This is a genomic window from Rhodococcus sp. 06-235-1A (assembly GCF_002258785.1).
Lineage (GTDB): Bacteria > Actinomycetota > Actinomycetes > Mycobacteriales > Mycobacteriaceae > Rhodococcoides.
In genome coordinates, this window is record NZ_NOYI01000003.1 from 193041 (window position 1) to 217699 (window position 24659).

General features: G+C 64.9%; 24 protein-coding genes and 2 tRNA genes. 14 read left to right on the forward strand and 12 right to left on the reverse strand.

Annotation, left to right across the window (positions count from 1 at the left end):
- Positions 1 to 31 precede the first annotated feature (31 nt).
- Positions 32 to 1042, forward strand: coding sequence for a 3-isopropylmalate dehydrogenase (locus tag CH275_RS02750; protein ID WP_094674922.1), 1011 nt, complete (start codon positions 32 to 34; stop codon positions 1040 to 1042).
- 80 nt (positions 1043 to 1122) lie between these two features.
- On the opposite strand, the gene CH275_RS02755 is transcribed toward CH275_RS02750, so the two are convergent.
- Positions 1123 to 2346, reverse strand: coding sequence for an MFS transporter (locus CH275_RS02755; protein WP_094674924.1), 1224 nt, complete (start codon positions 2344 to 2346; stop codon positions 1123 to 1125).
- A 133-nt stretch (positions 2347 to 2479) separates the two neighbouring features.
- On the opposite strand from CH275_RS02755, the gene CH275_RS02760 reads away from it, so the two are divergent.
- The 3 genes from CH275_RS02760 to CH275_RS02770 are packed head-to-tail and all read left to right on the forward strand — an operon-like array spanning position 2480 to position 5793.
- Complete coding sequence (locus tag CH275_RS02760) at positions 2480 to 3253, forward strand: fumarylacetoacetate hydrolase family protein (RefSeq protein ID WP_094674926.1); 774 nt, start codon at positions 2480 to 2482, stop codon at positions 3251 to 3253.
- A 7-nt stretch (positions 3254 to 3260) separates the two neighbouring features.
- Positions 3261 to 4736, forward strand: a complete 1476-nt coding sequence (gene gltX / locus CH275_RS02765; RefSeq protein WP_094674928.1) for a glutamate--tRNA ligase — start codon at positions 3261 to 3263, stop codon at positions 4734 to 4736.
- A gap of 46 nt (positions 4737 to 4782) precedes the next feature.
- On the forward strand, positions 4783 to 5793 hold the full coding sequence (locus tag CH275_RS02770; protein WP_179275934.1) for a YihY/virulence factor BrkB family protein: 1011 nt from the start codon (positions 4783 to 4785) through the stop codon (positions 5791 to 5793).
- Here CH275_RS02770 and CH275_RS02775 read toward each other — a convergent pair.
- A complete protein-coding gene (locus CH275_RS02775; protein ID WP_094674930.1) occupies positions 5745 to 7316 on the reverse strand; it encodes a bifunctional 3'-5' exonuclease/DNA polymerase in 1572 nt (523 codons plus the stop codon). The two genes, CH275_RS02770 and CH275_RS02775, sit on opposite strands and share 49 nt — an antisense overlap.
- Positions 7317 to 7560: 244 nt before the next feature.
- Here CH275_RS02775 and CH275_RS02780 point away from each other — a divergent pair.
- Positions 7561 to 7632 (forward strand) — tRNA-Gln (locus CH275_RS02780).
- Positions 7633 to 7721: 89 nt separating this feature from the next.
- Positions 7722 to 7794 (forward strand) — tRNA-Glu (locus CH275_RS02785).
- A 60-nt stretch (positions 7795 to 7854) separates the two neighbouring features.
- Here CH275_RS02785 and CH275_RS29345 read toward each other — a convergent pair.
- Together CH275_RS29345 and CH275_RS02790 are read right to left on the reverse strand one after the other, a co-directional pair.
- Positions 7855 to 8022, reverse strand: coding sequence for a DUF5302 domain-containing protein (locus CH275_RS29345; RefSeq protein WP_179275935.1), 168 nt, complete (start codon positions 8020 to 8022; stop codon positions 7855 to 7857).
- Positions 8023 to 8138: 116 nt separating this feature from the next.
- Positions 8139 to 8867 (reverse strand): IclR family transcriptional regulator, encoded by a 729-nt coding sequence (locus CH275_RS02790; protein ID WP_094674932.1) that lies wholly within the window; start codon positions 8865 to 8867, stop codon positions 8139 to 8141.
- Between the two features lie 146 nt (positions 8868 to 9013).
- Here CH275_RS02790 and leuC point away from each other — a divergent pair, with 146 nt between their 5' ends.
- The 3 genes from leuC (at position 9014) to CH275_RS02805 (ending at position 11940) form a co-directional block, all read left to right on the forward strand.
- Positions 9014 to 10438: a 3-isopropylmalate dehydratase large subunit gene (leuC, locus tag CH275_RS02795; RefSeq protein ID WP_094675350.1), complete on the forward strand. Its 1425-nt coding sequence runs from the start codon at positions 9014 to 9016 to the stop codon at positions 10436 to 10438.
- A 45-nt stretch (positions 10439 to 10483) separates the two neighbouring features.
- Complete coding sequence (leuD, locus tag CH275_RS02800) at positions 10484 to 11101, forward strand: 3-isopropylmalate dehydratase small subunit (RefSeq protein WP_094674934.1); 618 nt, start codon at positions 10484 to 10486, stop codon at positions 11099 to 11101.
- A 149-nt stretch (positions 11102 to 11250) separates the two neighbouring features.
- Positions 11251 to 11940 (forward strand): HU family DNA-binding protein, encoded by a 690-nt coding sequence (locus CH275_RS02805; protein ID WP_037189723.1) that lies wholly within the window; start codon positions 11251 to 11253, stop codon positions 11938 to 11940.
- Between the two features lie 91 nt (positions 11941 to 12031).
- Here the strand turns inward: CH275_RS02805 and CH275_RS02810 are convergent, their stop codons facing one another.
- The 3 genes from CH275_RS02810 to cofC all read right to left on the reverse strand — a co-directional run bounded on the left by CH275_RS02810 (position 12032) and on the right by cofC (position 16057).
- Positions 12032 to 12967: an NUDIX hydrolase gene (locus CH275_RS02810; protein ID WP_094674936.1), complete on the reverse strand. Its 936-nt coding sequence runs from the start codon at positions 12965 to 12967 to the stop codon at positions 12032 to 12034.
- On the reverse strand, positions 12967 to 15087 hold the full coding sequence (locus CH275_RS02815; protein ID WP_256990846.1) for an RNA degradosome polyphosphate kinase: 2121 nt from the start codon (positions 15085 to 15087) through the stop codon (positions 12967 to 12969). Before CH275_RS02815 ends, CH275_RS02810 begins: the two co-directional genes overlap by 1 nt.
- Positions 15088 to 15280: 193 nt before the next feature.
- On the reverse strand, positions 15281 to 16057 hold the full coding sequence (gene cofC, locus CH275_RS02820; protein WP_094675354.1) for a 2-phospho-L-lactate guanylyltransferase: 777 nt from the start codon (positions 16055 to 16057) through the stop codon (positions 15281 to 15283).
- 120 nt (positions 16058 to 16177) lie between these two features.
- Here cofC and CH275_RS02825 point away from each other — a divergent pair, with 120 nt between their 5' ends.
- A complete protein-coding gene (locus tag CH275_RS02825; protein ID WP_094674938.1) occupies positions 16178 to 17176 on the forward strand; it encodes an NAD(P)H-dependent glycerol-3-phosphate dehydrogenase in 999 nt (332 codons plus the stop codon).
- 73 nt (positions 17177 to 17249) lie between these two features.
- On the forward strand, positions 17250 to 18356 hold the full coding sequence (locus tag CH275_RS02830; RefSeq protein ID WP_094674940.1) for a D-alanine--D-alanine ligase family protein: 1107 nt from the start codon (positions 17250 to 17252) through the stop codon (positions 18354 to 18356).
- Between the two features lie 18 nt (positions 18357 to 18374).
- Here the strand turns inward: CH275_RS02830 and CH275_RS02835 are convergent, their stop codons facing one another.
- The gene (locus CH275_RS02835) at positions 18375 to 18992 is read right to left on the reverse strand and encodes a DUF3515 domain-containing protein (protein WP_094674942.1); all 618 of its coding nucleotides are present in this window, start codon (positions 18990 to 18992) and stop codon (positions 18375 to 18377) included.
- Between the two features lie 3 nt (positions 18993 to 18995).
- Entirely contained in the window at positions 18996 to 19244 is a 249-nt protein-coding gene (locus tag CH275_RS02840; protein WP_094674944.1) for an Lrp/AsnC ligand binding domain-containing protein, read from the reverse strand.
- A 245-nt stretch (positions 19245 to 19489) separates the two neighbouring features.
- Between CH275_RS02840 and CH275_RS02845 the strand changes: the two genes are divergently transcribed.
- Genes CH275_RS02845 through CH275_RS02855 form a run of 3 tightly spaced genes read left to right on the forward strand, consistent with a single transcriptional unit; the run spans position 19490 to position 21677 of the window.
- Positions 19490 to 20425: a thiamine-phosphate kinase gene (locus CH275_RS02845; protein ID WP_306436933.1), complete on the forward strand. Its 936-nt coding sequence runs from the start codon at positions 19490 to 19492 to the stop codon at positions 20423 to 20425.
- 38 nt (positions 20426 to 20463) lie between these two features.
- Complete coding sequence (locus CH275_RS02850; protein ID WP_045195621.1) at positions 20464 to 20988, forward strand: gamma carbonic anhydrase family protein; 525 nt, start codon at positions 20464 to 20466, stop codon at positions 20986 to 20988.
- Entirely contained in the window at positions 20985 to 21677 is a 693-nt protein-coding gene (locus tag CH275_RS02855) for a uracil-DNA glycosylase (RefSeq protein WP_094674948.1), read from the forward strand. The genes CH275_RS02850 and CH275_RS02855 overlap by 4 nt, the downstream gene beginning before the upstream one ends.
- 5 nt (positions 21678 to 21682) lie before the next feature.
- Here CH275_RS02855 and CH275_RS02860 read toward each other — a convergent pair whose 3' ends face one another.
- From CH275_RS02860 to CH275_RS02870, 3 genes are all read right to left on the reverse strand, one after another.
- Positions 21683 to 22477: an enoyl-CoA hydratase/isomerase family protein gene (locus CH275_RS02860; protein ID WP_179275936.1), complete on the reverse strand. Its 795-nt coding sequence runs from the start codon at positions 22475 to 22477 to the stop codon at positions 21683 to 21685.
- Between the two features lie 83 nt (positions 22478 to 22560).
- The gene (locus CH275_RS02865; protein ID WP_256990827.1) at positions 22561 to 23907 is read right to left on the reverse strand and encodes a sensor histidine kinase; all 1347 of its coding nucleotides are present in this window, start codon (positions 23905 to 23907) and stop codon (positions 22561 to 22563) included.
- A gap of 47 nt (positions 23908 to 23954) precedes the next feature.
- The gene (locus tag CH275_RS02870) at positions 23955 to 24656 is read right to left on the reverse strand and encodes a response regulator transcription factor (RefSeq protein WP_094610562.1); all 702 of its coding nucleotides are present in this window, start codon (positions 24654 to 24656) and stop codon (positions 23955 to 23957) included.
- Between the last annotated feature and the right edge of the window lie 3 nt (positions 24657 to 24659).

Consider the following 24659-nt stretch of genomic DNA (forward strand, 5'->3'; position numbering starts at 1 on the left):
ACAGAAATCGAACGAACACACGAGGAGTGAGATGAAGCTGGCCGTCATCGCCGGGGACGGAATCGGACCCGAGGTCGTCGCCGAGGCGCTTGCCGTGCTCGACGTGGTCGCGCCCGGTACCGAGAAGACCGAATACGACCTCGGTGCGCGTCGCTACAACGCCACCGGGGAACTGCTGCCGGATTCGGTGCTGGCGGAACTGCGTGAGCACGACGCAATCCTGCTGGGAGCCATCGGTGACCCGTCCGTACCCAGCGGTGTGCTCGAACGCGGACTGCTGCTGCGCGCTCGATTCGCGCTCGATCACCACATCAATCTGCGTCCGGCCAAGCTGTATCCCGGAGTCGTCGGCCCGCTGGCCGGCGACAAGGAGATCGACGTCGTTGTCGTGCGCGAGGGCACCGAGGGGCCCTACACCGGAAACGGTGGGGCGCTTCGGGTCGGTACACCCCACGAGGTGGCCACCGAGGTCAGCGTCAACACGCGCTACGGCGTGGAGCGGGTGGTGCGCAACGGCTTCGAGCGAGCGCTCACTCGGAAGAAGCATCTGACGCTGCTGCACAAGACCAATGTGCTGACCTTCGCAGGCAGCCTGTGGGCTCGTACCGTCGACGAGGTCGCCACGGAGTACCCGGACGTCGAGGTCGCATATCAGCACATCGATGCCGCGATGATTCACCTCGTCACCGATCCCGGTCGGTTCGATGTGATCGTGACCGACAATCTGTTCGGCGACATCGTGACCGACCTCTCGGCCGCAGTGACCGGTGGAATCGGTTTGGCCGCAAGCGGAAACATCGATGCGACCGGTACCAACCCGAGCATGTTCGAGCCGGTTCACGGTAGTGCGCCCGACATCGCGGGACAGCAGAAGGCCGATCCGACCGCTGCCATCCTGTCGGTGTCGCTGCTACTCGATCACCTCGGCGATGCTGCCAATGCTGCACGTGTCGAGGCCGCTGTTGCGGCCGATCTCGCCGAGCGGGGAACCACGACGGGAACGACGAAGGAGATCGGCGCACGAATCGCCGCTCGCCTGTAGCGAACCATCGCGAAATGCCACGGTAGGCCGAGTGCCCACCGTGGCATTTCGCGTTTCTCGGACCTCCCCGCCGTGCTGTATCAGCCGGTGCTGTCGGAATTCTCGTCGGGAGTCTGTGGACGTGGATCGTCGGGGACGATCGGCACGGAGAGTGCGGGGAAGATTGCCGACACCAGGAATGCGATGGGAAAGCTGACCGCCGCAAGTGCCCCGAACACCGGCGGCACGGCCGACGCGAACACGTATTGACTCGTGTTCTGCACCCCGAGGGCGCGTCCGCTCCAATACGGTCCCGATATCTCCGCGACCGCGGTGAATGCCAGGCCGTTGGGGGCAACGGTGGCGATGGACGCGACGACGAGCAGGACGATCGCGACGGGGGAGTCGAACCAGTCGGCCACTCCGAGTCCGAGCATGCTGACGGCGGCAGTCACCGCGACCCACCGGAGGGGCCGCATGCGGCTGCCGACCCGATCGGACAGCGCGCCGACGCTCATCCGGCCGAGTGCGCCGAGAATCTGCGTCACCGTGACGAGGACGCCCGCCGCGGCTGCCGTCCATCCCCGGTCGGTCATCAGCCAGACGAGTGCAAATGTCCAGACCACGTACTGCGGCACCACCAACAGGATCGACGTTGCATGGATGCGCCACAGCTGGCTGCTGCCTCGGTACGGATTGTCGAGCAAACCCTGCTCCGCCGCATCGGCGCGATTGGGACGCGGGGGGTCGACCACTGCGAGGCACAGGAGTGCGGCTGTTGCGCACACGGCAGCGGGCACGAGCAATGCCGCTCCGACGCCGTGGTCCCGGGCGATGGGTGGGATGGTCAGGGCCGCAACGGCCACGCCCAGCGGCACCGACATCTGCCTGATGCCCATCGCCAACCCACGCCGATGCGGCGGGAACCATCCCACCACGACGCGTCCGCTCGCACTGTTCGCGCTGGCGGCCGCCATACCACCGAGCAGTAGAAGGATGGCCAGCACCGGAATCGAGGTGGTGACCACCGCTGCCACACTTGCCGCGGCCGTGAGCCCGAGCCCGATGACCAGGACGAGACGTTCGCCGATGCGGTCGACGAGCACGCCCCACGCGATGAGGGTGAACATGATGCCGACGGTGGGCATCGCGACGACGAATCCCGCAGTCGCCAGGCCGAGCCCCCGGTCGTCGTGCAGAGCGGGAATGAGGAATGCCGCACCGTTGATGAAGACGGCGCCGGCAGTCTGCGCGAGCATTCCGAGCGCGAGCATGAACCATCGTCGTGTCTCGCCGATACCGGACAACTGCTTCGTGGCGTTCATTCCGTCCTCGCGATCTCACTATATGAACATTCAGTCTTGAAATATGGAACCTTTCCGGAACATTACACCGGCGAAGGATCAGCGGATCGGACGGCGTCGACGTGCGGAGAATGGCGGTCGATAGACTTTCGACATGCGTCTCGGTCGAATTGCAAGTCCTGATGGTGTGGCATTCGTGAGTATCGAAGGTGAGGGGGATGCCCGGACGGCGAAGGAAATTGCCGAACATCCCTTCGGCACACCGACATTCACGGGTCGGTCGTGGCCCTTGGCCGACGTGCGACTGCTCGCGCCCATCCTCGCCAGCAAGGTCATCGCCATCGGTAAGAACTATGCCGCTCACGCGGCCGAGATGGGCGGTGAGGCGCCGAAGGATCCCGTGATCTTCATCAAGCCGAACACCTCCATCGTCGGTCCGGGCGCGGCCATCGTGTTGCCACCGTCGTCGAACGAGGTGCACTACGAGGGTGAACTGGCCATCGTCATCGGTCGACCCTGCAAGGACGTTCCCGCGTCGAAGGCGTACGAGGTGGTGCTCGGCTATACCGTCGCCAATGACGTCTCGGCCCGTGATCATCAGAAGGCCGACGGCCAGTGGACCCGCGCGAAGGGGCACGACACGTTCTGCCCACTCGGGCCGTGGATCGAGACCTCGCTCGATCCCTCCGACCTCGAGATCAAGACCGAGGTCGACGGCGTCGTCAAGCAGCAGAGCCGTACTTCGCTTCTGCTGCACGATATTCCGAAGATCATCGAATGGGTGTCCGCGGTGATGACGCTGCTTCCCGGCGACGTCATCCTCACCGGAACCCCCGAGGGAGTCGGACCCATATCCGACGGTGACAGCGTGTCGATCACCGTCGAGGGAATCGGTACCCTGACCAACCCCGTCGCAGCGAAGAAGTAGGGCAACGATGACCACGGCAACAGATGTTCGCGTTCGATTCTGCCCGTCTCCCACCGGTACTCCGCACGTCGGGCTGGTCCGAACCGCGCTGTTCAACTGGGCCTTCGCTCGGCATCACGGCGGAAAATTCGTCTTCCGTATCGAGGACACCGACGCTGCACGCGACTCCGAGGAGTCCTACGCCGCCCTGCTCGACGCACTGCGCTGGCTCGGACTCGAATGGGACGAGGGTCCCGAGGTGGGTGGCCCGTACGAGCCCTACCGCCAGTCGTTGCGTCGCGAACAGCACATGGCCGTCGTTCGGCAGTTGCTCGACGCCGGAGAGGCCTACGAATCGTTCTCCACGCCGGAGGAGGTCGAAGCGCGGCACAAGGCTGCCGGACGCGACCCCAAGCTCGGCTACGACAACTTCGACCGCGATCTGACTACGGAGCAGCGGCAGGGTTTCCTCGACGAGGGGCGCGGAGCCGTCGTTCGGCTGCGCATGCCCGATCACGATCTGGCGTGGAACGACCTCGTACGCGGCGAGACGACGTTCAAGGCGGGTACGGTTCCCGACTTCGCGTTGACCCGCGGCAACGGAGTTCCGTTGTACACGTTGGTCAATCCCGTCGACGACGCCCTGATGAAGATCACCCACGTTCTGCGCGGCGAGGATCTGCTGTCGTCGACGCCCCGTCAGCTGGCCCTCTACGAGGCCTTGATCCGGATAGGAGTGGCCGATCGAACCCCCGAGTTCGGCCATCTGCCCTTCGTCATGGGACAGGGCAACAAGAAGCTGTCCAAGCGCGATCCCGAAGCAGACCTCTTCATCCACCGCGATCGGGGATTCATTCCGGAAGGGCTGCTGAACTACCTTGCTCTTCTCGGATGGGGCATCTCGGACGATCACGACGTCTTCTCGCTCGACGAGATGGTCGCGGCGTTCGAGATCTCTTCGGTCAATTCCAATCCCGCGCGCTTCGACCAGAAGAAGGCCGACGCCATCAATGCCGAGCACATCCGGTTGCTCGAGGCCGACGACTTCGCGGCACGACTACGGGAATACCTCGTTGCTCGAGGACATCTCACCGAGCCGATCGACGAGGCGACATTCGCCGTTGCAGCCGATCTGGTGCAGACCCGCATCGTCGTCCTGTCGGACGCCTGGGGACTGTTGAAGTTCTTGTTCGTCGACGAGGCGGACTTCGAGATCGACCCGGCGGCCGCGGCCAAGAACCTCGGTGCCGATGCCGCACCCGTTCTCGATGCCGCCATCGAGGCACTGACGGCGTTGCAGGCCTGGACCACGGCGGACCTGGAGGCGACTCTGAAGGACGCGTTGATCGAGAAGCTGGAGTTGAAGCCGCGCAAGGCTTTTGCTCCGGTGCGAGTGGGAGTCACCGGGTCGCACATCAGCCCGCCGCTGTACGAGTCGATGGAACTGCTCGGGCGCGAAAAGACGTTGGCGCGTCTGGTCGCCGCACGCGCACAGATCGCGTGACGGCAGACGGCCACCGGCGCAGCCGGGCCGTCTCGGGCCACCTCGAATGAGCGTCGCCGACCGACTGGATCGGCTTCAGCGCAGGCGGCCGGTTCTGGGCTTCCCCATCGCGGTGGTCTACAAGTTCGTCGACGATCAGGGTGGATACCTCGCCGCCCTGATCACGTACTACGCCTTCGTCTCGCTGTTTCCGTTGTTGTTGCTGCTGTCGACGATCCTCGGCATCGTGTTGGCCGGAGACCCCGACCTGCAGCGCCAGATCCTCGATTCGGCGCTCGGCCAGATTCCGGTGATCGGTGACGAGCTCGGACAGCCGGATCGAATCAGCGGCGGCGTGCTGGGGCTGGTGGTCGGTGGACTCGGGTCACTCTACGGCGGGCTCGGCGTGTCGGTGGCGCTGCAGAACGCGACGAACACGGCGTGGACGGTGCCCAAGAACGTGCGCCCCGATCCCATTCGGGCCCGCATCAGAGGATTGGGTCTGCTCAGCACGGTCGGGATCGCGACCTTGACGATCACCGCGCTCAATGTCCTCAGTGCGGCAGGATATTTCGGTCCGGAAGCCGGTCCGATCGTGTTCACCGTTGCCACACTCCTCTACATCGGGGTGTTCGTCGTCGCCTTCCGTTTGGCGACCGCCAGGGCACTGTCCGTCCGAGACGTGCTCCCAGGTGCCGTGACTGCAGGCATCGTCTGGCAGTTGCTGCAGAGCTTCGGCAGCGTGTACGTCAAATACGTGGTGAGCAACGCGACCGTCACCAACGGAGTGTTCGCAGTGGTGCTGGGACTGCTGGCGTTTCTCTACATCACCTCGTTGGCCGTCGTGATGTGTATGGAGATCAACGTCGTTCGCGTCGATCGCCTCTTCCCGCGAGCCCTTCTGGGCCCCTTCACCGATGACGTGGAACTGACCGAAGGTGACAAGCTCACCTACACCGGACAGGCGGAAGCGCAGCGCAGCACCGCATTCGAGGAAATCGATGTGACGTTCGAGGACCCACCGAGTGCTCAGACGGACTCCGACTCCGACTCCGAATCGGAAGTCGAAACGCCGTAGAAGCGGTCGATTCTCGTCTCCATCGGAAACCGCACGGCCGTATCGCCGAACATCAATCGAGTGGCCGACAATGCTGCCGCTGCAACGGCTTCCGACACCCGGTCTGCATCCACCGTCGGGCAGTGCACCACCACCTCGTCGTGCTGAAAGAACACCAGTTCGCTACTGTCGGCTCCGACTTCGTCGGCCAGCCGTCCCCGCAGATCGGCCAACAGACACAACGCCCATTCCGCAGCAGTGGCCTGCACCACGAAGTTACGAGTGAAGCGACCCCGCGCATGCGCGTCACCGCCGGACCACCATTGCGCCGAGGGTGGTGGGCACGCCCGCCCCAGCCACGAATGCACCACCTCGCCTCGTTCACCGGCGCGTGCAGCCGACTCCACGAGGGCGACGGCACCGGGGAACTTGGCTCGCAGTCGAGTCAGCAGACCGCGAGCCTCGCCCGACGTCGCGCCGTACAGCACGCCGAGAACGGCGACCTTGGCCTTGCCGCGATCGCCCTCGAACGACTCCGCGGCCACCGGCGCGTACAGATCTGCAGTGCCTGCAGCGGCCACCATGCGTGGGTCGCCGGACATCGCGGCGAGAATGCGTGGTTCGAGCTGACCGGCGTCCGAGGCCACGAATGTGTGATCGAGGTCCGCAATGACGCTGGCTCGCAATGCTTTCGGAATCTGCAAGCCACCTCCGCCTCGGCTTGCCCATCGCCCGGAGACCACGGCACCCGGAACGTAGACCGGCCTGAATCGATCGCCCTCGACCCAGGTGTCGAGCCATGTCCACCCATTCGTGCTGTGCAATTTCGAGAGATCGCGATGACGTAGCAGCAAGGGCACGACTGGATGATCTATCTCGCGGACGACGTGAGCGCGCGTCGATGTCAGCTCGATCCCGGAACGGGCGAACGCAGCCACCACCTCGACCGGAGACGACGGGTTGACGCGCCGACCGAACATGGACGAGATCTCACGTTCGAGCCGTAGCAGGGCAGGGGGAGGGGAGCCATCGATCGGGCGGGTTCCGAGCATGGACTCGAGATGACGCCGATGCGCCGCTGCCGAGAAGGGCAAGCCGTCGTAGGTCATCTCCGCAGCGGCCAGACCACCGGCGGACTCGGCTGCCGCGAGCAGTTGCAGTGCTCGATCGGCGCCGATGTCCTGGAACTGACGACGGTACTCGGTGAGCACCGCAGCAGGGTCCAAGTGCGGATCGGCGTCGAACAGTCCCGGTCGCAGGTCGGCGGGAGCCGACGGGGCAGTCGCCGAGCCGGCCCGCATCGACAGAATCGCACCGACCAGTGCGAGATCGTGACAGCGGCGTACGCGTACCCCTCGTTGGAGCAACCGTGGGTAGATCCGGCTCGTGTCCTCCCAGATCCATCTGGGCCGTGCGGTCAGCTCGAGCTCCGCAACGGCCGCAGCCGGATCGTCGACGACTGTGGGGTCGCCGAGAACATCGCAGTCGTCGCCGAGACGGGTCAGCACAGCCTGTTCGCCGCGAGAAACGAGCATGACCTTCATCGGAGTGTATGCGGTGTGCGAGAGGTCACGGAGTGCAAGTCTGCTCCTTGCGTGAGCCGATGCGAAGGGCGGGCCCTCGCGCGGCCGGAGACGTGTGCCCGGCACTGTCCTCGGGCTGTCCGGCCGCGGTTTCGAGCGCTCTGAGCAGCCGATTTGGAGAATGGGTAGTCACCTTTGATAGTCTCTATCCCGGCTCGAAACGCAGTGCACACCGACCGTGGTGAGCATTTCGATTCAAGTGCTTTGGGGTATGGTGTAATTGGCAACACAGCGGTTTCTGGTACCGCCATTCTAGGTTCGAGTCCTGGTACCCCAGCGAGCAAGTAGCGGCGATTTTGTCGCCGGTGCCGAGGCAGTTAAGCTGACTCGGCACTTACAAGCTTGAACAATGCAGGTGAAGTTCCTGGCCCCGTCGTCTAGCGGCCTAGGACGCCGCCCTCTCAAGGCGGTAGCGCGGGTTCGAATCCCGTCGGGGCTACAACTGACAACACCCTCTCGATCCTCGGATCGGGAGGGTGTTGTCGTATCGGCCCGCGTTTCAGACGCTCTTGCGACGGAACATCTTCTGGTGGTCGGCCGGGCCGTGAACGTTGTCGACCTTCGGCCCACCGTCCTTGTGCTCGACGGAATTGCGGGACTTGCTGTTCTTCTGTTCCAGGACTTCGCGGAACTTCTTCTTCAGTTCTTCACTGCCGGATTCGGGCATGGGTGACTCCTCGCAGTCGACGACCGGCCGGGTGGGCCGCTCGAAACGAAGGTACCCCACTCTCGTCTCGCGATCAGCCGGTTTTCCGGCCGTCCGAGCGGCGCCGTACGCGTCGATCAGAGTCGCTTGTGCAGAGCGTCCGCCGCCGCCAGAAGATCGGCGGCCCAGCGGGCACCGGGCTTGCGTCCGATTCGATCGATGGGTCCGGACACCGAGATCGCCGCCACCACAGTGTCGTTGCCGTCGCGCACCGGCGCGGCCACACTCGCTACGCCGGGTTCGCGTTCGCCTGCGCTCTGCGCCCATCCGCGACGTCGAACTTCGAGCAGGACGCGCTCGCCGAATTCTGCGTCGGGTAGAACGATTCGTTGAGTCTGCGAGTCCGCCCATGCCAGAAGGACTTTGGCACCAGACCCGGCCGTCATCGGTAGCCGCGCTCCCACGAGCACTGTGTCTCGGAGGCCGGTCGGGGGCTCCATGGACGCAACGCAGACACGCACCGTCCCCTCGCGTCGATAGATCTGAACGCTCTCGCCGGTGATTTCACGTAGACGCGGGAGGACGGAGGCAGCCGCATCGAGCAGCGAGTCCGAGGCGGTTGCTGCGAGCTCTCCGAGCCCAGGACCGGTGTGCCACAGACCGTCGGCATCCCGAACGAGGAGGCGGTGCGTCTCCAGCCCGATCGCGAGTCGGTGGGCGGTGGCGCGGGGCAGGGTGGTTCGAGCGCACAGATCATTGAGATTGCAGGGCTTCTCGGCCACTGCGTGAAGCACCGCCATCGCCTTGTCGAGCACGCCGATACCGCTCGATTTGTCGACGAGGCCGCCCAGGCTATGCTGTCTCATAGAACGATATTAGCCTCCCGGATGCTGAGATTGCACAAGTGCGAGATCTCCAGCGCGCCGAGGGGCATGATGTCGAGACGATGACGCGACGCGAATCAGCGAAGTTCGCCGGCGCGACGACAGGGAAGACGAGGTCCACGACACCGATGTCCGAAACACCGAAGACTTTGGCGGAGAAGGTATGGGACCAGCATGTGGTGGTCCGAGGCGGCGGGGAAGGCGGAGCCCGCGAGCCGGATCTGATCTACATCGACCTTCATCTCGTGCACGAGGTGACCAGTCCACAGGCGTTCGACGGTCTGCGGCTTGCCGGGCGCGGGCTCCGGCGTCCCGATCTGACGATCGCAACCGAGGATCACAACGTCCCGACGGCCGACATCTTCGCCCCGATCGCAGATCTCGTCTCGCGCACACAGGTCGACACACTTCGCCGCAACTGCGAGGAATTCGGCGTTCGGCTGTACCCGATGGGCGATCTCGATCAAGGAATCGTGCACATCATCGGGCCGCAGTTGGGGTTGACGCAGCCCGGCATGACCGTCGTGTGCGGTGACAGCCACACCTCGACGCACGGAGCGTTCGGGTCGATCGCGATGGGTATCGGTACCAGCGAGGTCGAGCACGTGATGGCGACTCAGACGCTGTCGCTGCGTCCGTTCAAGACGATGGCGATCACCGTCGACGGTGAGCTCGCCCCCGGAGTGACGAGCAAGGACCTGATTCTTGCGGTCATTGCCCAGATCGGTACCGGTGGCGGACAGGGGTACGTACTCGAGTACCGCGGTGAGGCGATTCGAAAGCTGTCGATGGAAGCGCGAATGACCATCTGCAACATGTCGATCGAAGCGGGTGCGCGGGCCGGCATGATCGCGCCCGACGACGTCACCTACGAGTATCTGAAGGGGCGACCGCATGCTCCGAAGGGCGCCGACTGGGACGCGGCGGTTGCGGCGTGGAACGAGCTGGCGACCGATCCGGATGCGGTGTTCGACAACGAGGTCCACATCGACGCCGACACGCTGACACCGTTCGTCACGTGGGGAACCAATCCGGGGCAGGGAGCGCCGCTGGGTAGTACGGTGCCCGATCCCGAGGCAATGGTCGACGAGAGCGACCGTGTGGCAGCGCAGAAGGCGTTGCAGTACATGGGTCTCGAAGCCGGCACACCGATCCGAGACATCGCTGTCGATACCGTGTTCGTCGGTTCGTGCACCAACGGGCGGATCGAGGATCTGCGCGCCGTTGCTTCGGTTCTCGAAGGACATCGTGTGGCCGAGGGAGTGCGAATGTTGGTGGTACCCGGCTCCATGCGGGTGCGCGCGCAGGCGGAGGAGGAGGGTCTGGGCGACATCTTCACTGCCGCAGGTGCCGAGTGGCGGCAGGCCGGATGCTCGATGTGCCTCGGTATGAACCCGGACCAACTCGCGGCAGGCGAGCGATCGGCGTCCACGTCGAATCGCAACTTCGAAGGCAGGCAGGGCAAGGGTGGTCGAACCCACCTGGTGTCGCCTCTGGTTGCAGCCGCTACCGCAATCCGCGGAACCCTGTCCTCTCCGGCCGATCTCGCGTAGAACGCGTCCTCGCCCGGATCGATCGAACTCACAGGAGACAATTCGATGGAAGCTTTCACCAAGCACACCGGTATCGGAGTTCCGCTGCGGCGGTCCAACGTCGACACCGATCAGATAATCCCCGCGGTCTACCTCAAGCGGGTGACCCGCACCGGATTCGAGGACGGGTTGTTCGCCGCCTGGCGCTCGGATCCGAACTTCATCTTGAACCTCGAGCCCTACAACCGAGGCTCGGTGCTCGTGGCCGGGCCCGATTTCGGTACGGGATCGTCACGCGAGCATGCCGTCTGGGCACTTTCGGATTTCGGATTCAGGGTTGTGATCGCGTCCCGGTTCGCCGATATCTTCCGGGGAAACTCCGGCAAAGCGGGACTGCTGGCGGCCGAAGTGGATCAGTCGGACGTCGAATTGCTGTGGAAAGCCTTAGAAGAACAGCCCGGTCTGGAAATAATTGTCGACCTCGTCGACAAGACCGTAACGGCTGGAACTTTGGTGGTGCGCTTCGCGATTGACGACTACACCCGGTGGCGTCTGCTGGAAGGTCTGGACGACATCGGATTGACATTACGCCAGGTAGAGGCCATTGCGGAGTACGAAAAGTCAAGGCCTTCATACAAACCCCTGACGCTCCCGGCGCTGATCGAGACCCCCGCAGAAAGCTGACCGGGTGGGGGTCCGACACGCTTTGCGGCCGTGAATCATTCCGCGACACGTCATGAAAATTGGCGTGGCGCATAGACTCTTGACGACTTGGGGTTTACCGTTGTAGTAGTCGGTCCGACGATGGGCCACCATATAGCGGAGGAAATTCCATGAACAAGGCAGAGCTGATCGACGCCCTGACCGAGAAGTTGGGGTCTGACAGGCGGAGCGCCACAGAGGCTGTCGAGAACATCGTCGACACCATCGTGCGTGCTGTACATCGCGGCGAGAGTGTCACGATCACAGGCTTCGGCGTGTTCGAGCAGCGTCGTCGCGCAGCGCGTGTCGCGCGTAACCCCCGCACCGGCGAGACCGTCCGCGTCAAGCCGACCAACGTTCCGGCGTTCCGTCCGGGTGCACAGTTCAAGGCAGTCATCGCCGGCGGACAGAAATTGCCTGCCACCGGTCCCGCCGTCAAGCGCGGTTCGGCTGCGGCTCCGGCCAAGAAGACTGCGGCTGCGAAGAAGACCGCTGCCAAGAAGGCGGCCGTGAAGACGACTGCTCGCAAGGCAACCACTGCGGCTGCGAAGAAGGCCGCTCCCGCGAAGACCACGGCTCGCAAGGCTGCGGCTCCCGCGAAGACCGCCGCCAAGAAGGCAGCTCCCGCGAAGACCACGGCGCGCAAGACAGTTGCGAAGAAGGCTCCGGCCAAGACAACTGCTCGCAAGGCCGCAACGACGGCTGCACCCGCCAAGAAGGCTCCGGCCAAGACTGCCGCCAAGAAGACCGTAGCCAAGAAGGCTCCGGCGAAGAAGGCTCCGGCAAAGAAGGCACCCGCAAAGCGCGCAGCGAAGAAGTAGAGCCTGCAGGCTCACAGCTCGCACGAACTACGACAGGCCCTCGACTCGGATATCGAGTCGAGGGCCTGTTTGTCGTTCGTGTCGCGTCCGACTAGCTGTCAGCGACGAGGGTGGGCAAGGGGCTGGCGATATGGTCGGCCGCAACGAGCCGGCCGTCGTGACGTGAGAGAACCCACACGCTGCCTTTGCGATTTCTGTTGGCGGGCAGGGTGATTCCGTCTTTTTCGGCCCACCAACGCATCAGGTCGGGGATCACCTTTCCCTGGCTGCAGACAACGGGCGTGCCGGGCAGTTCGGCGATGTCGCGAGCGCGATGACGGCCCTTGCGTGGGTCGTCGGCGTACCCCTCCTCGGACAGCAGATGCTCCGGGAGGATGTCCACTCCCAACGATTCTGCGAACGGTGCGACCGTCTGGACACAGCGGGCACGGTCGGCCGCATACACCGTGTCGGCCCCGAATGCCCGGAGCAGCGAGACCAGGGACTCGGCCTGCCGTCGTCCGGTCTTGTCGAGTGGACGCTCGACGTCGTTGCCCTTGAACCGTGACCGTGAGCCCGCACTGCCGTGCCGAACCAACAGCACGGTCGAGGTATCGGCAGGCTTGGCCACGAACCGCCGAAGAATCTTGTGGTCCATGGGATACGAGAGTTCGCGGCCGATGTCCTCCGGTGCGATCCACCGCAGTTCGTCCACTTCGACATTGGGGACGAACTGCCCTCCGGTGACTTCCGCCGCCCAGTACAGGACCTTCTTGACCCGACGGTGACCCGGGATCGGATACGTGACGTAGGACAACGACCGTCCGAGCCGAGAATCGAATCCGGTCTCCTCCTTGACTTCTCGGACCGCGGCGTCGACTGCCGTTTCGCCGGGATCGAGCTTTCCCTTGGGGAACGACCAGTCGTCGTACTTGGGTCGGTGCACCAAGGCGATCTCGACTGCCGAATCGCTCCGCGGCGAACGTCGCCACAGGATCGAGCCGGCCGCAAAGATGTTGGCACGGGGGGAGCCGTCGGATGTGCCCATCAGGACGCCTGATTCCTCCGGCTGCGCATCAATTCCACCTGATGCTCGCGGACCTTCTCGCCCTGTGCCGGTGAGGCGACCCAACCGCCGTCCGGTCCCAGTTCCCAGCAGCGTGTGGTGGGGTCGAGGGCGGAATCGAAGATGTCACCGAGCTGGTTCGCCAGTCGCGGATCCTTGACCTGAGCCATCACTTCGACTCGGCGGTCGAGATTTCGGTGCATCATGTCGGCGCTACCGATCCAGAATTCGTCGGCACCCTGGAAGTGCAGAACCCGCGAGTGTTCGAGGAATCTGCCGAGGATGGAACGAACTTCGATGTTCTCCGACAGACCGGGAACCCCCGGCTTGAGTGCGCAGATTCCGCGAACCACGACCTTGACCGGAACGCCCGCGATCGAGGCTCGGTAGAGCGCGTCGATGACCTGCTCGTCGACCAATGCGTTGGCCTTGAGGCGAATTCCAGCCGCACGGCCCTCCTTGAGGTGTTCGACCTCCGCTTCGATGCGTTCGACGATTCCGCGGCGAACCCCGTACGGTGCCACGAGTAGGTTGCGGTACTTCGACTTTCGTGAGTATCCCGTGAGCGAGTTGAACAGATCGGTGAGGTCGGCTCCGATTTCGGGAGACGACGTGAGCAAACCCACGTCCTCGTAGATTCGCGCTGTCTTGGGGTTGTAGTTTCCGGTGCCGATGTGGCAGTACCGGCGAATGACCGACCCCTCTCGGCGCACCACGAGGCAGGTCTTGCAGTGCGTCTTGAGGCCGACGAGGCCGTACACCACGTGCACGCCCGCCTTTTCCAGCTTCCGTGCCCACTCGATGTTGGCCTGTTCGTCGAAACGCGCCTTGATCTCGACCAGTGCAACGACCTGTTTGCCTGCACCGGCAGCATCGACGAGCGCATTGACGATCGGTGAATCGCCCGAGGTGCGGTACAGCGTCTGCTTGATGGCGAGTACCTGCGGGTCGGCTGCGGCTTGTTCGATGAAGCGCTGAACACTGGTGGAGAACGAATCGTAGGGATGGTGCACCAGGACATCACCGTCGCGGAGAGTCGAGAAGACGCTCTTGGGGGTCTCTCTCTCACCGAATGCCGGGTGGGTGGCCGGGACGAAGGGCGCGTCCTTGAGGTTCGGACGGTCGACGCTGTAGACCTGCCACAGGCACGACAGGTCGAGCAGTCCGGGGACCTGGATGACGTCGCCGGGATCGACATCGAGTTCGCGCAACAACAATTCGAGCATGTGCTCGGTCATGTCGTCGGCGATCTCGAGGCGGACCGGCGAACCGAAGCGCCTGCGGGCGAGCTCTCGCTCCAGTGCCTGAAGGAGATCCTCGTCGCGGTCTTCCTCGACCTCGAAATCGGCGTTGCGAGTGATACGGAACGCGTGAGACTCGACGACCTCCATTCCGGGAAAGAGTACGTCGAGGTGTGCGGAGATCAACTCCTCCATGGACAGGAAGGCGTCGATACGGTGATTGCCGTCGCCGCGCTTGACGCGCACGAAACGGTCGACGTTGTCGGGGACCTTGACGCGGGCGAAGTGCTCGCCCGTTGTGGAGTAATCCTTCACTGTGACAGCAAGATTGAGGCTCAGTCCGCTGATGTAGGGGAAGGGGTGCGCTGGGTCGACGGCGAGGGGCGTCAGTACCGGAAAGACCTGTTCGGTGAAGTACTCCGACAGGCGTGCACGTTCGTCGCTGTCCAGATCGGACCACCGGATGATGGCGATGCCCTCGGCGGTGAGCTCCGGCAGAATCGAATCCAGTAGCACTCGGGCATGTTTGAGTGCGAGTTCCTGGGTGCGTTGACCGATCACCGCAAGCTGCTCGCGTGGGGTCATGCCGTCGGCGGATCGAACCGAAAGTCCGGTTTCGTCACGGCGTTTGAGGCCTGCCACCCGAACCATGTAGAACTCGTCGAGATTGGACGCGTAGATCGCGAGAAACTTCGCTCGTTCGAGCAGCGGTAGCGAGGAGTCCTCAGCGAGGGCGAGGACGCGTGAGTTGAAATCGAGCCAGCTCAATTCCCGGTTCAGATAGCGATTTTCGGGAAGCACTGTGGCACTGTCCACCGACTCCGGTGTGGCAGCGGGCAACGCGGACGGGATACTCGGCATCGTGGCAGCGAGCGGAGCGCTCCACACCGGCTCGGAATCGGCACCCTCTCCTGCCTCGTTCGACGGATCTTCGTTCCCTGGCTGCACGTCGTCTTTGCTCACCGGACGATCATCCCCCATGCCGGGCGTCGGTGAAACTCCGATGGCCGAACTCGGGCGCGTGTTCACTAGACTGCCGCGGCGGTCCGCACCGTCACGCAGTCGTCGCAGATGCCTCGTCACTCCAGCCGAGCGAGCGGAGGACTGCCGCCGTCGCCGGTCCGACTCCCAGACGGTGTGCTCTGCGGACGTCGTCTGCAGTGTCCACGTCCAGTCGAAGACCCGGCCATGTGCCGTCGAGTTCCCGTGCGCCCGACTCGGTGTGGCGGCGTGCGGAGTCTCGACCGAACAAAGGTGTCAGCTCGTCGTGCGAGCCCTTGAGGATCAGGGCAGCGGTCCCCGTGCCGTGATGGTCGACCACGAGTGATCTGCCTCCCCGGCGAGCAGCGGTGTACGCCTGAGCGAGTTCTACCGAACGCATCGCCGGCAGGTCTGCTTGCAAGGCGATGATGTCGACACGGTTCCCGGCGACGGTCTCGCCCCCGAGGACGTCCGCGCCGACGTGACCGTGACGCAGTGCGTGAGCCGCGGCGGCGAACGCGTGATTAAGGCGTTCGTCCGGTTGCAGGGCAGGATCGCGGACCGGTTCGTCGAACACCCGTGCACCGAGTCTGCGTGCGGTCTCTGCGACGAGAGGGTCCGGGGTGACCACCGTGACCGACGCGACCACCGACACCGCGTCTGCGGCCGCCACGGTGTCGCTCAGCATCGCGAGCACCAGTCGTGTCCGGTCGGCCGCCGAGAACTCCGCCGCGAGGCGGGACTTCGCCCCGGTGAGATCCTTCACCGCGATGAGAACCTCGACGACGCGGCGAGCAGGGTCGAACGACGCGCCCGCCCGGTCGCCGTCGTCGTCTCGTGATGCACCCATGGTGCTCGATCCTGCCAGCGCCATGGATCTGTGCCGACTCCGACCGCCCGAGCAGGTCTGCGCGTTAGGGTGATGCGCGCGTGGAACAGGGCATCGGCGAGTAGGTGAGGGGTTGGCGGCATGAGCAGAGCAGCGGTACTGGGGTCGGGTTCGTGGGGGACCGCATTCGCCAAGGTGTTGGCCGATGCCGGAACGGACGTCACCATGTGGGCCCGCCGCGAGGAGCTCGCTGCATCCATCACCGACGACCACGAGAACAAGGACTACCTTGCGGGAATCGAGCTGCCGTCGTCGATCCGCGCAACCAGCGACCCTGCCCGTGCACTCGACGGAGCCGACATCGTGGTGCTGGCCGTGCCGTCGCAGAGTCTGCGGGCCAATCTGGGGGCGTGGACCGACTCGATCCCGCCGCAGGCGACGCTGCTCTCCCTGGCGAAGGGAATCGAGACCGGAACGCTGATGCGGATGAGTCAGGTGATCTCTCAGGTCACCGGTGCGGATCCCAGCCGGGTCGCGTGCCTGTCCGGGCCCAATCTTGCGCGCCCGATCGCGGAGGGGCAGCCCGCCGCGACCGTCATCGCGTGCTCCGACTCCCAGCGTGCCCTCGAGATTCAGAAGTCCTGCGCCACCGGATATTTCAGGCCCTACACCAACAGTGATGTCATCGGTGCCGAGATCGGTGGTGCCTGCAAGAACGTCATCGCCCTCGCCTGCGGGATGGCTGCCGGCGTGGGATACGGCGAGAACACCCTCGCGTCGATCATGACCAGGGGTCTGGCCGAGATCATCCGTCTCGGAGTAGCACTCGGTGCCAAGCCGTCGACGCTGTCGGGCCTTGCCGGCGTGGGAGACCTGGTGGCCACCTGCTCGTCACCCCTCTCGCGCAATCGCACGTTCGGCGAACGACTCGGTTCTGGCGGATCCCTCGAGAGTGCGCAGGAAGCAGCGCACGGGCAGGTTGCCGAGGGCGTCAAGTCCTGTACCTCGGTCCGTGCGCTCGCCGAGAGCTACGACGTCGAGATGCCGCTGACCGACGCCGTGCATCGGGTGTGTCACGGCGGCATGTCCGTTCCGGATGCGGTCGGGCACCTGCTGGGACGTCGTATCAAGCCCGAGTGAGGCAGTGACGGCGGTCTCGAGACGAACAGGGCGAATCCGCATTCGATGAGCCGCGGCGGTACGGTTTCTCATCGTGAGTACTCCCCGCATCAAAGTTGCCGTCGTGTTCGGTGGCCGCAGCAGCGAGCACGCCGTGTCCTGTGTATCGGCAGGTAGCGTGCTCCAGAACCTCGATCCGGCCAAGTACGAGGTGGTTCCCGTGGGAATCACCTCGGACGGTGCATGGGTACTCGGCTCCTCCGACGTCGATGCGCTGACGATTCACGACCGGGTACTGCCGACCGTGGACAAGACCGGAGCAGCGCTTGCCCTCAGTACGGACCCGGGTCACGCCGGCGCCCTGCTCGCCCTCGGGGAGGGGGAAGGCGGGACAGTGCTTGCATCCGTCGACGTCGTGTTCCCGGTTCTGCACGGACCGTACGGCGAGGACGGCACCCTGCAGGGTCTGCTCGAGTTGGCCGGCGTTCCGTACGTCGGGCCGGGCGTGCTGGCCAGCGCTGCGGGGATGGACAAGGAATTCACCAAGAAGCTGCTCGGTGCCGAGGGATTGCCGATCGGTCGCCAGGTCGTACTCCGGCGCGCGGTCGACGACCTGACCGCTGCCGAGCGTGAGCGAATCGGCCTGCCCGCATTCGTCAAACCGGCCCGAGGTGGATCGTCCATCGGAATCTCGCGCATCACCGCGTGGGACCAACTCCCCACCGCGATCGCCGTCGCACGCGAACACGACCCCAAGGTGATCGTCGAAGGCATGATCCATGGCCGCGAGGTCGAGTGCGGGGTCCTCGAATTTCCCGACGGCACCGTGCGTGCGAGCGCCGTCGCCGAGATCCGAATTCCCGACGCAGACATCGACGATCATGCTTTCTACGACTTCGACACCAAGTACCTCGACGATGTCAGTGAGTTCGACATCCCGGCCGCCCTCGACGACGCCACGAGCCACCGCATTCGTGAACTCGCCGTCGCCGCCTTCCGTGCGTTGGACTGCCAGGGCCTGGCGCGGGTCGATTTCTTCGTCACCGAGAACGGTCCGGTCATCAACGAGATCAACACGATGCCCGGGTTCACCTCGATCTCGATGTACCCCAAGATGTGGGCGGAATCCGGCGTCGACTACCCGACACTCATCGCCACCCTGATCGACACCGCCCTCGCCCGCGGTACCGGTCTGCGTTAGAACTGTTGCGGCCCAGCGCTACTGCAACGGAGCCGGGTCGAGAGGTTGCTGGGGCAGTGCGTCCGACACGGCCGAGGACGCGTCCTGCAACGGGGTAGGGCCCGAGTCGCCCGGAATCGTCAGGGCAACGTATACGCCGCGATCGACGACGAACCATGTGCTGGCGTCGATCCCGTCGTCTTCCCCGGACACCTCGAACCACTGAACGCCGTCGATCACCTGCAGCGGTGCAGCCACATCGAACCCGATCGGCCGGGGCAGGCCGCAGCGCAACACGACCGGCTCGGCGTTCTCCTCGGCCGAGACCCACGCGCTGACTCCGACCGGGGCCGGGTCGGCCAACTCGGCTCTCGTGTAGTCGCCGAGGTTCTCGGGCAAGGCGTCGAGCAATGACGTGCACTGCGCGCTCGCGGCATCGGGGGAGTCGACCGGGCCCAGAGCGACCGGATCGTGGACGGGTGAGCGGTTGACTGCGATGGCGGCGACCAGAACTCCGACAACCAGCGCGACCGGTAACGCGATCGCGGTGGCGATGACTGCAGGATGGCGCTGCTCGCGAGTGCCCTCGATCTCGGAGGTGCCGTCGGCTGTGCTGTCTTCGGTGCCGGCGTCGTTGCCGGTGTCGGGTGAATTCACGAGTTATCCGACGGACGTCGTCGACTGCGGGGCCACAGGGCAGGTGAGGGTGCGAGTGATCGCATCGACCTTCTGGATGCGGGAGACGATCTCGGCGATCTCGGCGTCGGAGGCACCGTCGGTGCGCGCGATCACGTCGTACGGCCCGACGACTGCCTCCGCCGACACGACACCGTCGACGGCCTCGATCTGCTGGGCGACGGTCGTCGCACGGCCGACCTCGGTCTGAACGAGAACGAATGCTTGCACCATCGGTGGTCCCTTTCCCCTGCCGGACTTCTCGACTGTAGGTTGAGTCGACTACGTTCTCTTCGCACGTAACCTGCTGCATCGGTACTGTCCCGACCGCCGCTAAAAGGTACCGCAGCCGCGGCGCGCGCTCCGCGTGAGACCGTCGCGCACGCACCGCGTTCTCAGGGAGGAACATCATCGACGACACCGTCATCGACTCGGCCACCGGCGGCGAGCGCACCGTCGCGCAGGTCGGCGAATTCGAAGTGATCGCCCGCGCGATCGCAGACCGTGTGCAGCCGCCGTCGACCATCGTCGGGCCTGGCGACGATGCAGCCGTTGTCTCCGCGTCCGATGGCCGGATTGCGGCGTCCACCGATATGTTGGTGCACGGCAGGCACTTTCGTCTCGACTGGTCGAGTCCGATTCAGATCGGCCGCAAGGCGATCGCGCAGAACGGCGCGGACATCGCCGCAATGGGCGCGCAGTGCTCGGGGTTTCTCGTCTCCCTCGGATGCCCGGCCGATACGCCGGTGAGCGTCACCGATGGTCTGAACGAGGGCATGTGGCTCGAGGCCGTCGCCGCGGGATCGGCCATCGTCGGTGGCGATGTCGTGCAATCGAAGGAGCTGGTGATCTCGATCACTGCGCTGGGTGACCTGCAGGGCAGGGCCCCCGTTCTTCGATCGGGCGCGAGGGTCGGCGATCTGATCGCTTTCGCCGGCCGGCTCGGTTGGTCGGCCGCTGGGCTGGCGTTGCTGCTCGCGGATGCACGTCGAACCGGCCACGAGGGGGTGCTCGACGCACACCGCGTTCCCGTCCCGCCGTATCGCTCCGGGATCGAGGCAGCCGAGGCGGGTGCGACCTCGCTCACCGACGTCTCCGACGGGCTGTTGTCCGATCTCGGCCACATCGCCGAAGCATCGGGGGTGGGCATGGCCGTCGATCCCGACCTGTTGGACGTCCCCGCCGAACTGCACTCGGCAGCACAGGAACTGGGCGTCGACCCCGTGAATTGGATCCTCACGGGCGGTGAGGATCACGCTCTCGTCGGCACGTTCCCCGATCGCAGTGCCGTTCCGAGTGGCTGGTCGGTCATCGGCCGCGTCGAGCACGTCGTCGACGAGCGAGGGCGGCGGGTGACGGTCGGCGGACGCGTCCATTCGGGCAGATCGGGATGGACCAGTTTCGAGGGCGAGTGAACGCAGTCGGGTCCGAAGGAGTCGGCTAAGTTGCAGAGATGGCTATCTACGCACTCGGTGATCGCGAACCCGACATCCATCCCGACGCCTACGTCCATCCCGACGCGGTCGTCATCGGAGCGGTGACTCTGGCGGCCGGATCGTCGGTGTGGCCCACTGCCGTTCTGCGGGCCGACTACGGCACGATCTCGATCGGCGAGGGCACCAACGTGCAGGACGGGACCGTGGTGCACTGCACTCCGATCGACGCAACGGTCATCGGATCCGGATGCGTACTGGGCCACAACGCGCACGTCGAGGGTGCGACCATCGGGGACAACTGCCTCATCGCGTCGGGTTCGGTGGTGCTGAACGGCTCGAAGATAGGTGCGGGTTCGATCGTCGGGGCAGGCGCGGTGGTGCCGTTCAAGTTCGTCGTTCCCGAACGTTCCATGGCGCTCGGTGTTCCCGCGAAGATCCGGGAGGGGTACCAGGTCCCCGAGGGGCATGTGGACATCAACGTACAGATGTACTCGGCCAATGCCGCGTACTACCGTGACGCGCTGCGCCGGATCGACCGATGACGCCCCGGCCGCTCGCCGAGAGCGTCGAAGCGGGTTGGGCCGAGGCTCTTGCTCCGGTCGAGTCGAACGTCGCTGCGATGGGAGATTTCCTACGCGCAGAGCTCGCCGCAGGCCGGCACTACCTACCCGCAGGCGAGAACGTGCTGCGCGCGTTCGGCTACCCCTTCGAGCGGGTCCGCGTGCTCATCGTCGGTCAGGATCCGTATCCGACGCCGGGACATGCAGTGGGGCTGAGCTTCTCGGTTGCACCGGACGTGCGGCCCGTACCGCGGAGTCTGAACAACATATTCAAGGAGTATTCCGACGATCTCGGACTTCCCACGCCGAGTAACGGCGATCTCACACCCTGGGCGAAACAGGGGGTGATGCTGCTGAACAGGGTGCTCACCGTCGAGCCGGGTCAGGCGGCGTCGCACCGGAAGAAGGGGTGGGAAGCGGTGACGGAGCAGGCAATTCGCGCTCTCGTTGCCCGTGCGGAGACTCCCGACGCGCCCGGCCTGGTCGCCGTTCTGTGGGGACGCGACGCGTCGACTCTGAAGCCGATGCTCGGATCGGTGCCCTTCATCGAATCCGCTCATCCGTCACCGCTGTCCGCCTCACGCGGTTTCTTCGGATCCAAGCCCTTCAGTCGCGTCAACGAACTGTTGGTCGAGGGCGGAGACGAACCGATCGACTGGACGTTGCCGTGACCGGTTCAGGCGAAGTCGGGACGACGCTTCTCGACGAACGCGTCGACGCCTTCACGTCCGGCCGGCGAGGATGCGGCCGCCGAAATCGACGCGGCTTCGGCATCCAAATGCTCTGTCAGAGTTGCGGATTCGGACGCCTGTAGCAGCGATTTGATTCCCTTGTACGCTGATGTCGGCCCGTTGGCGAGGGTTCGAGCCAGACGCTCGGCCTCGCTGTCCACGATGTCGTCGCCCACCAGTCGGCTGAGAATCCCGAGACGAACTGCCTCCTCGCCGTTGATGATCGAGTCGTTCAGCAGGATGTCCATCGCGCGGCCCGAACCGACGATGCGGGGCAGCGTCCACGACATTCCTCCGTCCGGAGTGAATCCGATCGAGGGGTACGCGGGGCGCAGCTTGGTGGACGGTCCGCCGATGGCGATATCGGTGAGACACACCAGGCTCATACCTGCACCGGCGGCCCAGCCGTGTACACCGGCGACGATCGGGACGCTGACTGCTGCGAGTTCACGAACGAAAGCATGGAACGTGTCTGCGACAGAACCGACGAAGGCACCGCGATCGGCCGCACCGGCGAAATCGCGTACATTGCCGCCGGCGCAGAAATTGGGTCCCCGTCCGATGAGCAGGACGCTTCCGATTGCGGTCGTACCGGCGTTGACGGAGCGGAGGGCCGAGGTGCCGTCGGCGATGCCTTCGAGGTCGAGCGAGGCACCGCCTGCCTCGGTGGCGACGACGATGCGCAGTACACCGTCCTCGATGCCGACCTTGCTGGAAATGTCTGCGTCCGAATAAGTCACGTTCGGGACTCTAACCGACTCTTGTGTTCCGCCGTGGGGCCGGCGTGCTCGGGCACGGATGCGCGAGTCCACTGCCAGGACCGCTACCGGGGTCGAAGACGGGGCAGCTGGACGCGGAATACCGTGCTCGAATCCACCCGGTCGACGGTGATGGTGCCGCCGTGCAGGCGCACGTTCTCGGCGGCGAGGGACAGTCCGAGACCGCTGCCCTCGCTGCGTCCACGAGCGGTGTCCACCTTGTAGAACCGTCGGAAGATCGCGTGGCTGTCCTCCGGTGATATCCCGGGCCCGTGGTCGACCACTGTCACGTCCACCCACTCGGGACGAGCGTGCATCTCCACGCGTACCGGGGGCTCGCCGTGACGCAGGGCATTTCCCACGAGGTTGGCGACCACCACGTCGATGCGTCGTGGATCCACGGTGGCGTCGATAGTGTCCGGCCCACGCAGTTCGACGCTCTCTGCCCATCCGCGGCGGGTCAGCGAGTGTCGGACGAGTTCGACGAGGTCGACGTCGTCGAGAACGAGGCGCGCCTGTTGTGCGTCGTGACGAGACATCTCGATGAGATCCTCGACGAGCCGAGTGAGCTTGCCGATCTCACCGCTGACTATCCGGGCGGCTGCTCCCGCATCGGGCGAGAGTTGGGGGATTTCCTCTCGGAGTATCTCGCCGACCGGAACGAGCGCTGCCAGCGGAGTTCTCAGCTCGTGGGAGACGTCGGCGACGAACCTGCGCGCCTGCTCTTCCGACTCCTCCAACCCGCGAATGACCGTCTCGTTTCTGGCGATCATGGTGTTGAAGGTCGTCGTCAGCTCCGCGAGTTCGGTCACGCCCTCCTCGGAGAGTCGGACACTCAGATCACCGTCGGCGGCGCGGGCAGCGGCCCGATCGAGGCGTCGCAGCGGACGCACCAGGGTCGACGCGATCCACAATCCGAGCAGACCACTGACCATTACTCCGCCCGCCAGGGTGAGGGCCACGGCGCGCAGAAGATCGTCGAACTTGTCCTGTACGCCCTCGAGCGGCCGAATGGCGACGGCCGTGACGAGGGTTTCGTCGCCGTCCTGGTCGTTCGACTCGAAGACACGGACCGACATGGCCAGCAGGATCCGTTCGGAGTCGAGTCGGACGAAACGGATGATTCCGCGACCGTCCACCCCGGCCAGAAAGTCGGGGGAGAGCGTGGCCGGGTCGACGGATCCCCGTTGCACTTCGTCGTCGCCGACGAGCAACGTCGCGTCGGACGGAAAGAGTTGTCTCAGTTCGGATGCCGTCGTTCGGGTCACCTGGGCCCCGTCGACATCCCGTAGCTCGTCGCGGAACTGCGCCGTCGCCACGTCCTGCGCGTTGGAGTAGATCCACGATCGCGCCATGAACGACACCACACCGGCAGTGGCACCGGCGATGATCACGACGATGGTGATGAACACGAGGACGAGTCGAGTACGTAGGCCGTCGACTCGCAGCCGAGACGGCATCAACGAGCCGGGCCGGGATCGAATCGATATCCGAACCCGCGCACCGTTTCGATGGCTGCCGGTGCAGCAGGGTCGTCCTCGATTTTTCCGCGCAGTCTCTGGATCGCGGCATCGACGATCCGGGAGTCACCGAGGTAGTCCTGATCCCATGCTGCAGACAACAATTGGCCTCGGCTGAGCACGTGACCCACGTTCTCGGTCAGGGCGAGCAGGAGCCGAAGCTCGGTCGGTGTCAGCGTCAGCAGAGTTCCGCCCTTCCTCACCTGTAGCGACGAACGGTCGACGGTCACATCGCCGTACTGCTCGACGATTGCCGTTGCCGTCGCCGCGGCGGGTGTCGTCTCGGTCGATCGTCTGACCACAGCCTTGATACGAGCGTCCAGGACTCGTGGGCTTGCGGGTTTGACCACGTAGTCGTCCGCACCGGCTTCCAGACCCGCGACGGTGTCGATGTCATCGGAGCGGGCCGTGAGGATGATGATCGGGATCGAACTCTGCGCTCGAATCCGTCGACAGATCTCGTAACCGTCGGCTCCGGGGAGACCGAGGTCGAGCAGGACGATCTCGGCGGCGGTGAGCGCATTGTCGAGATCACCGTTGCCGTCGGGGCGATGGTCGACGCAGTGACCGAGTCGATTCAGCCCCAACGTCATTGCTTCGGCCACAGCTGGATCGTCCTCCACGAAGAGAATGTTCACCATGTC

Coding starts and splice junctions, on each gene's coding strand:
- CH275_RS02750 (WP_094674922.1), top strand. CDS start 32: ATGAAGCTGGCCGTCATCGCCGGGGACGGAATCGGACCCGAGGTCGTC.
- CH275_RS02755 (WP_094674924.1), bottom strand. CDS start 2,346: ATGAACGCCACGAAGCAGTTGTCCGGTATCGGCGAGACACGACGATGG.
- CH275_RS02760 (WP_094674926.1), top strand. CDS start 2,480: ATGCGTCTCGGTCGAATTGCAAGTCCTGATGGTGTGGCATTCGTGAGT.
- gltX (WP_094674928.1), top strand. CDS start 3,261: ATGACCACGGCAACAGATGTTCGCGTTCGATTCTGCCCGTCTCCCACC.
- CH275_RS02770 (WP_179275934.1), top strand. CDS start 4,783: ATGAGCGTCGCCGACCGACTGGATCGGCTTCAGCGCAGGCGGCCGGTT.
- CH275_RS02775 (WP_094674930.1), bottom strand. CDS start 7,316: ATGAAGGTCATGCTCGTTTCTCGCGGCGAACAGGCTGTGCTGACCCGT.
- CH275_RS29345 (WP_179275935.1), bottom strand. CDS start 8,022: ATGCCCGAATCCGGCAGTGAAGAACTGAAGAAGAAGTTCCGCGAAGTC.
- CH275_RS02790 (WP_094674932.1), bottom strand. CDS start 8,867: ATGAGACAGCATAGCCTGGGCGGCCTCGTCGACAAATCGAGCGGTATC.
- leuC (WP_094675350.1), top strand. CDS start 9,014: ATGTCCGAAACACCGAAGACTTTGGCGGAGAAGGTATGGGACCAGCAT.
- leuD (WP_094674934.1), top strand. CDS start 10,484: ATGGAAGCTTTCACCAAGCACACCGGTATCGGAGTTCCGCTGCGGCGG.
- CH275_RS02805 (WP_037189723.1), top strand. CDS start 11,251: ATGAACAAGGCAGAGCTGATCGACGCCCTGACCGAGAAGTTGGGGTCT.
- CH275_RS02810 (WP_094674936.1), bottom strand. CDS start 12,967: ATGGGCACATCCGACGGCTCCCCCCGTGCCAACATCTTTGCGGCCGGC.
- CH275_RS02815 (WP_256990846.1), bottom strand. CDS start 15,087: ATGCCGAGTATCCCGTCCGCGTTGCCCGCTGCCACACCGGAGTCGGTG.
- cofC (WP_094675354.1), bottom strand. CDS start 16,057: ATGGGTGCATCACGAGACGACGACGGCGACCGGGCGGGCGCGTCGTTC.
- CH275_RS02825 (WP_094674938.1), top strand. CDS start 16,178: ATGAGCAGAGCAGCGGTACTGGGGTCGGGTTCGTGGGGGACCGCATTC.
- CH275_RS02840 (WP_094674944.1), bottom strand. CDS start 19,244: ATGGTGCAAGCATTCGTTCTCGTTCAGACCGAGGTCGGCCGTGCGACG.
- CH275_RS02850 (WP_045195621.1), top strand. CDS start 20,464: ATGGCTATCTACGCACTCGGTGATCGCGAACCCGACATCCATCCCGAC.
- CH275_RS02855 (WP_094674948.1), top strand. CDS start 20,985: ATGACGCCCCGGCCGCTCGCCGAGAGCGTCGAAGCGGGTTGGGCCGAG.
- CH275_RS02870 (WP_094610562.1), bottom strand. CDS start 24,656: ATGGTGAACATTCTCTTCGTGGAGGACGATCCAGCTGTGGCCGAAGCA.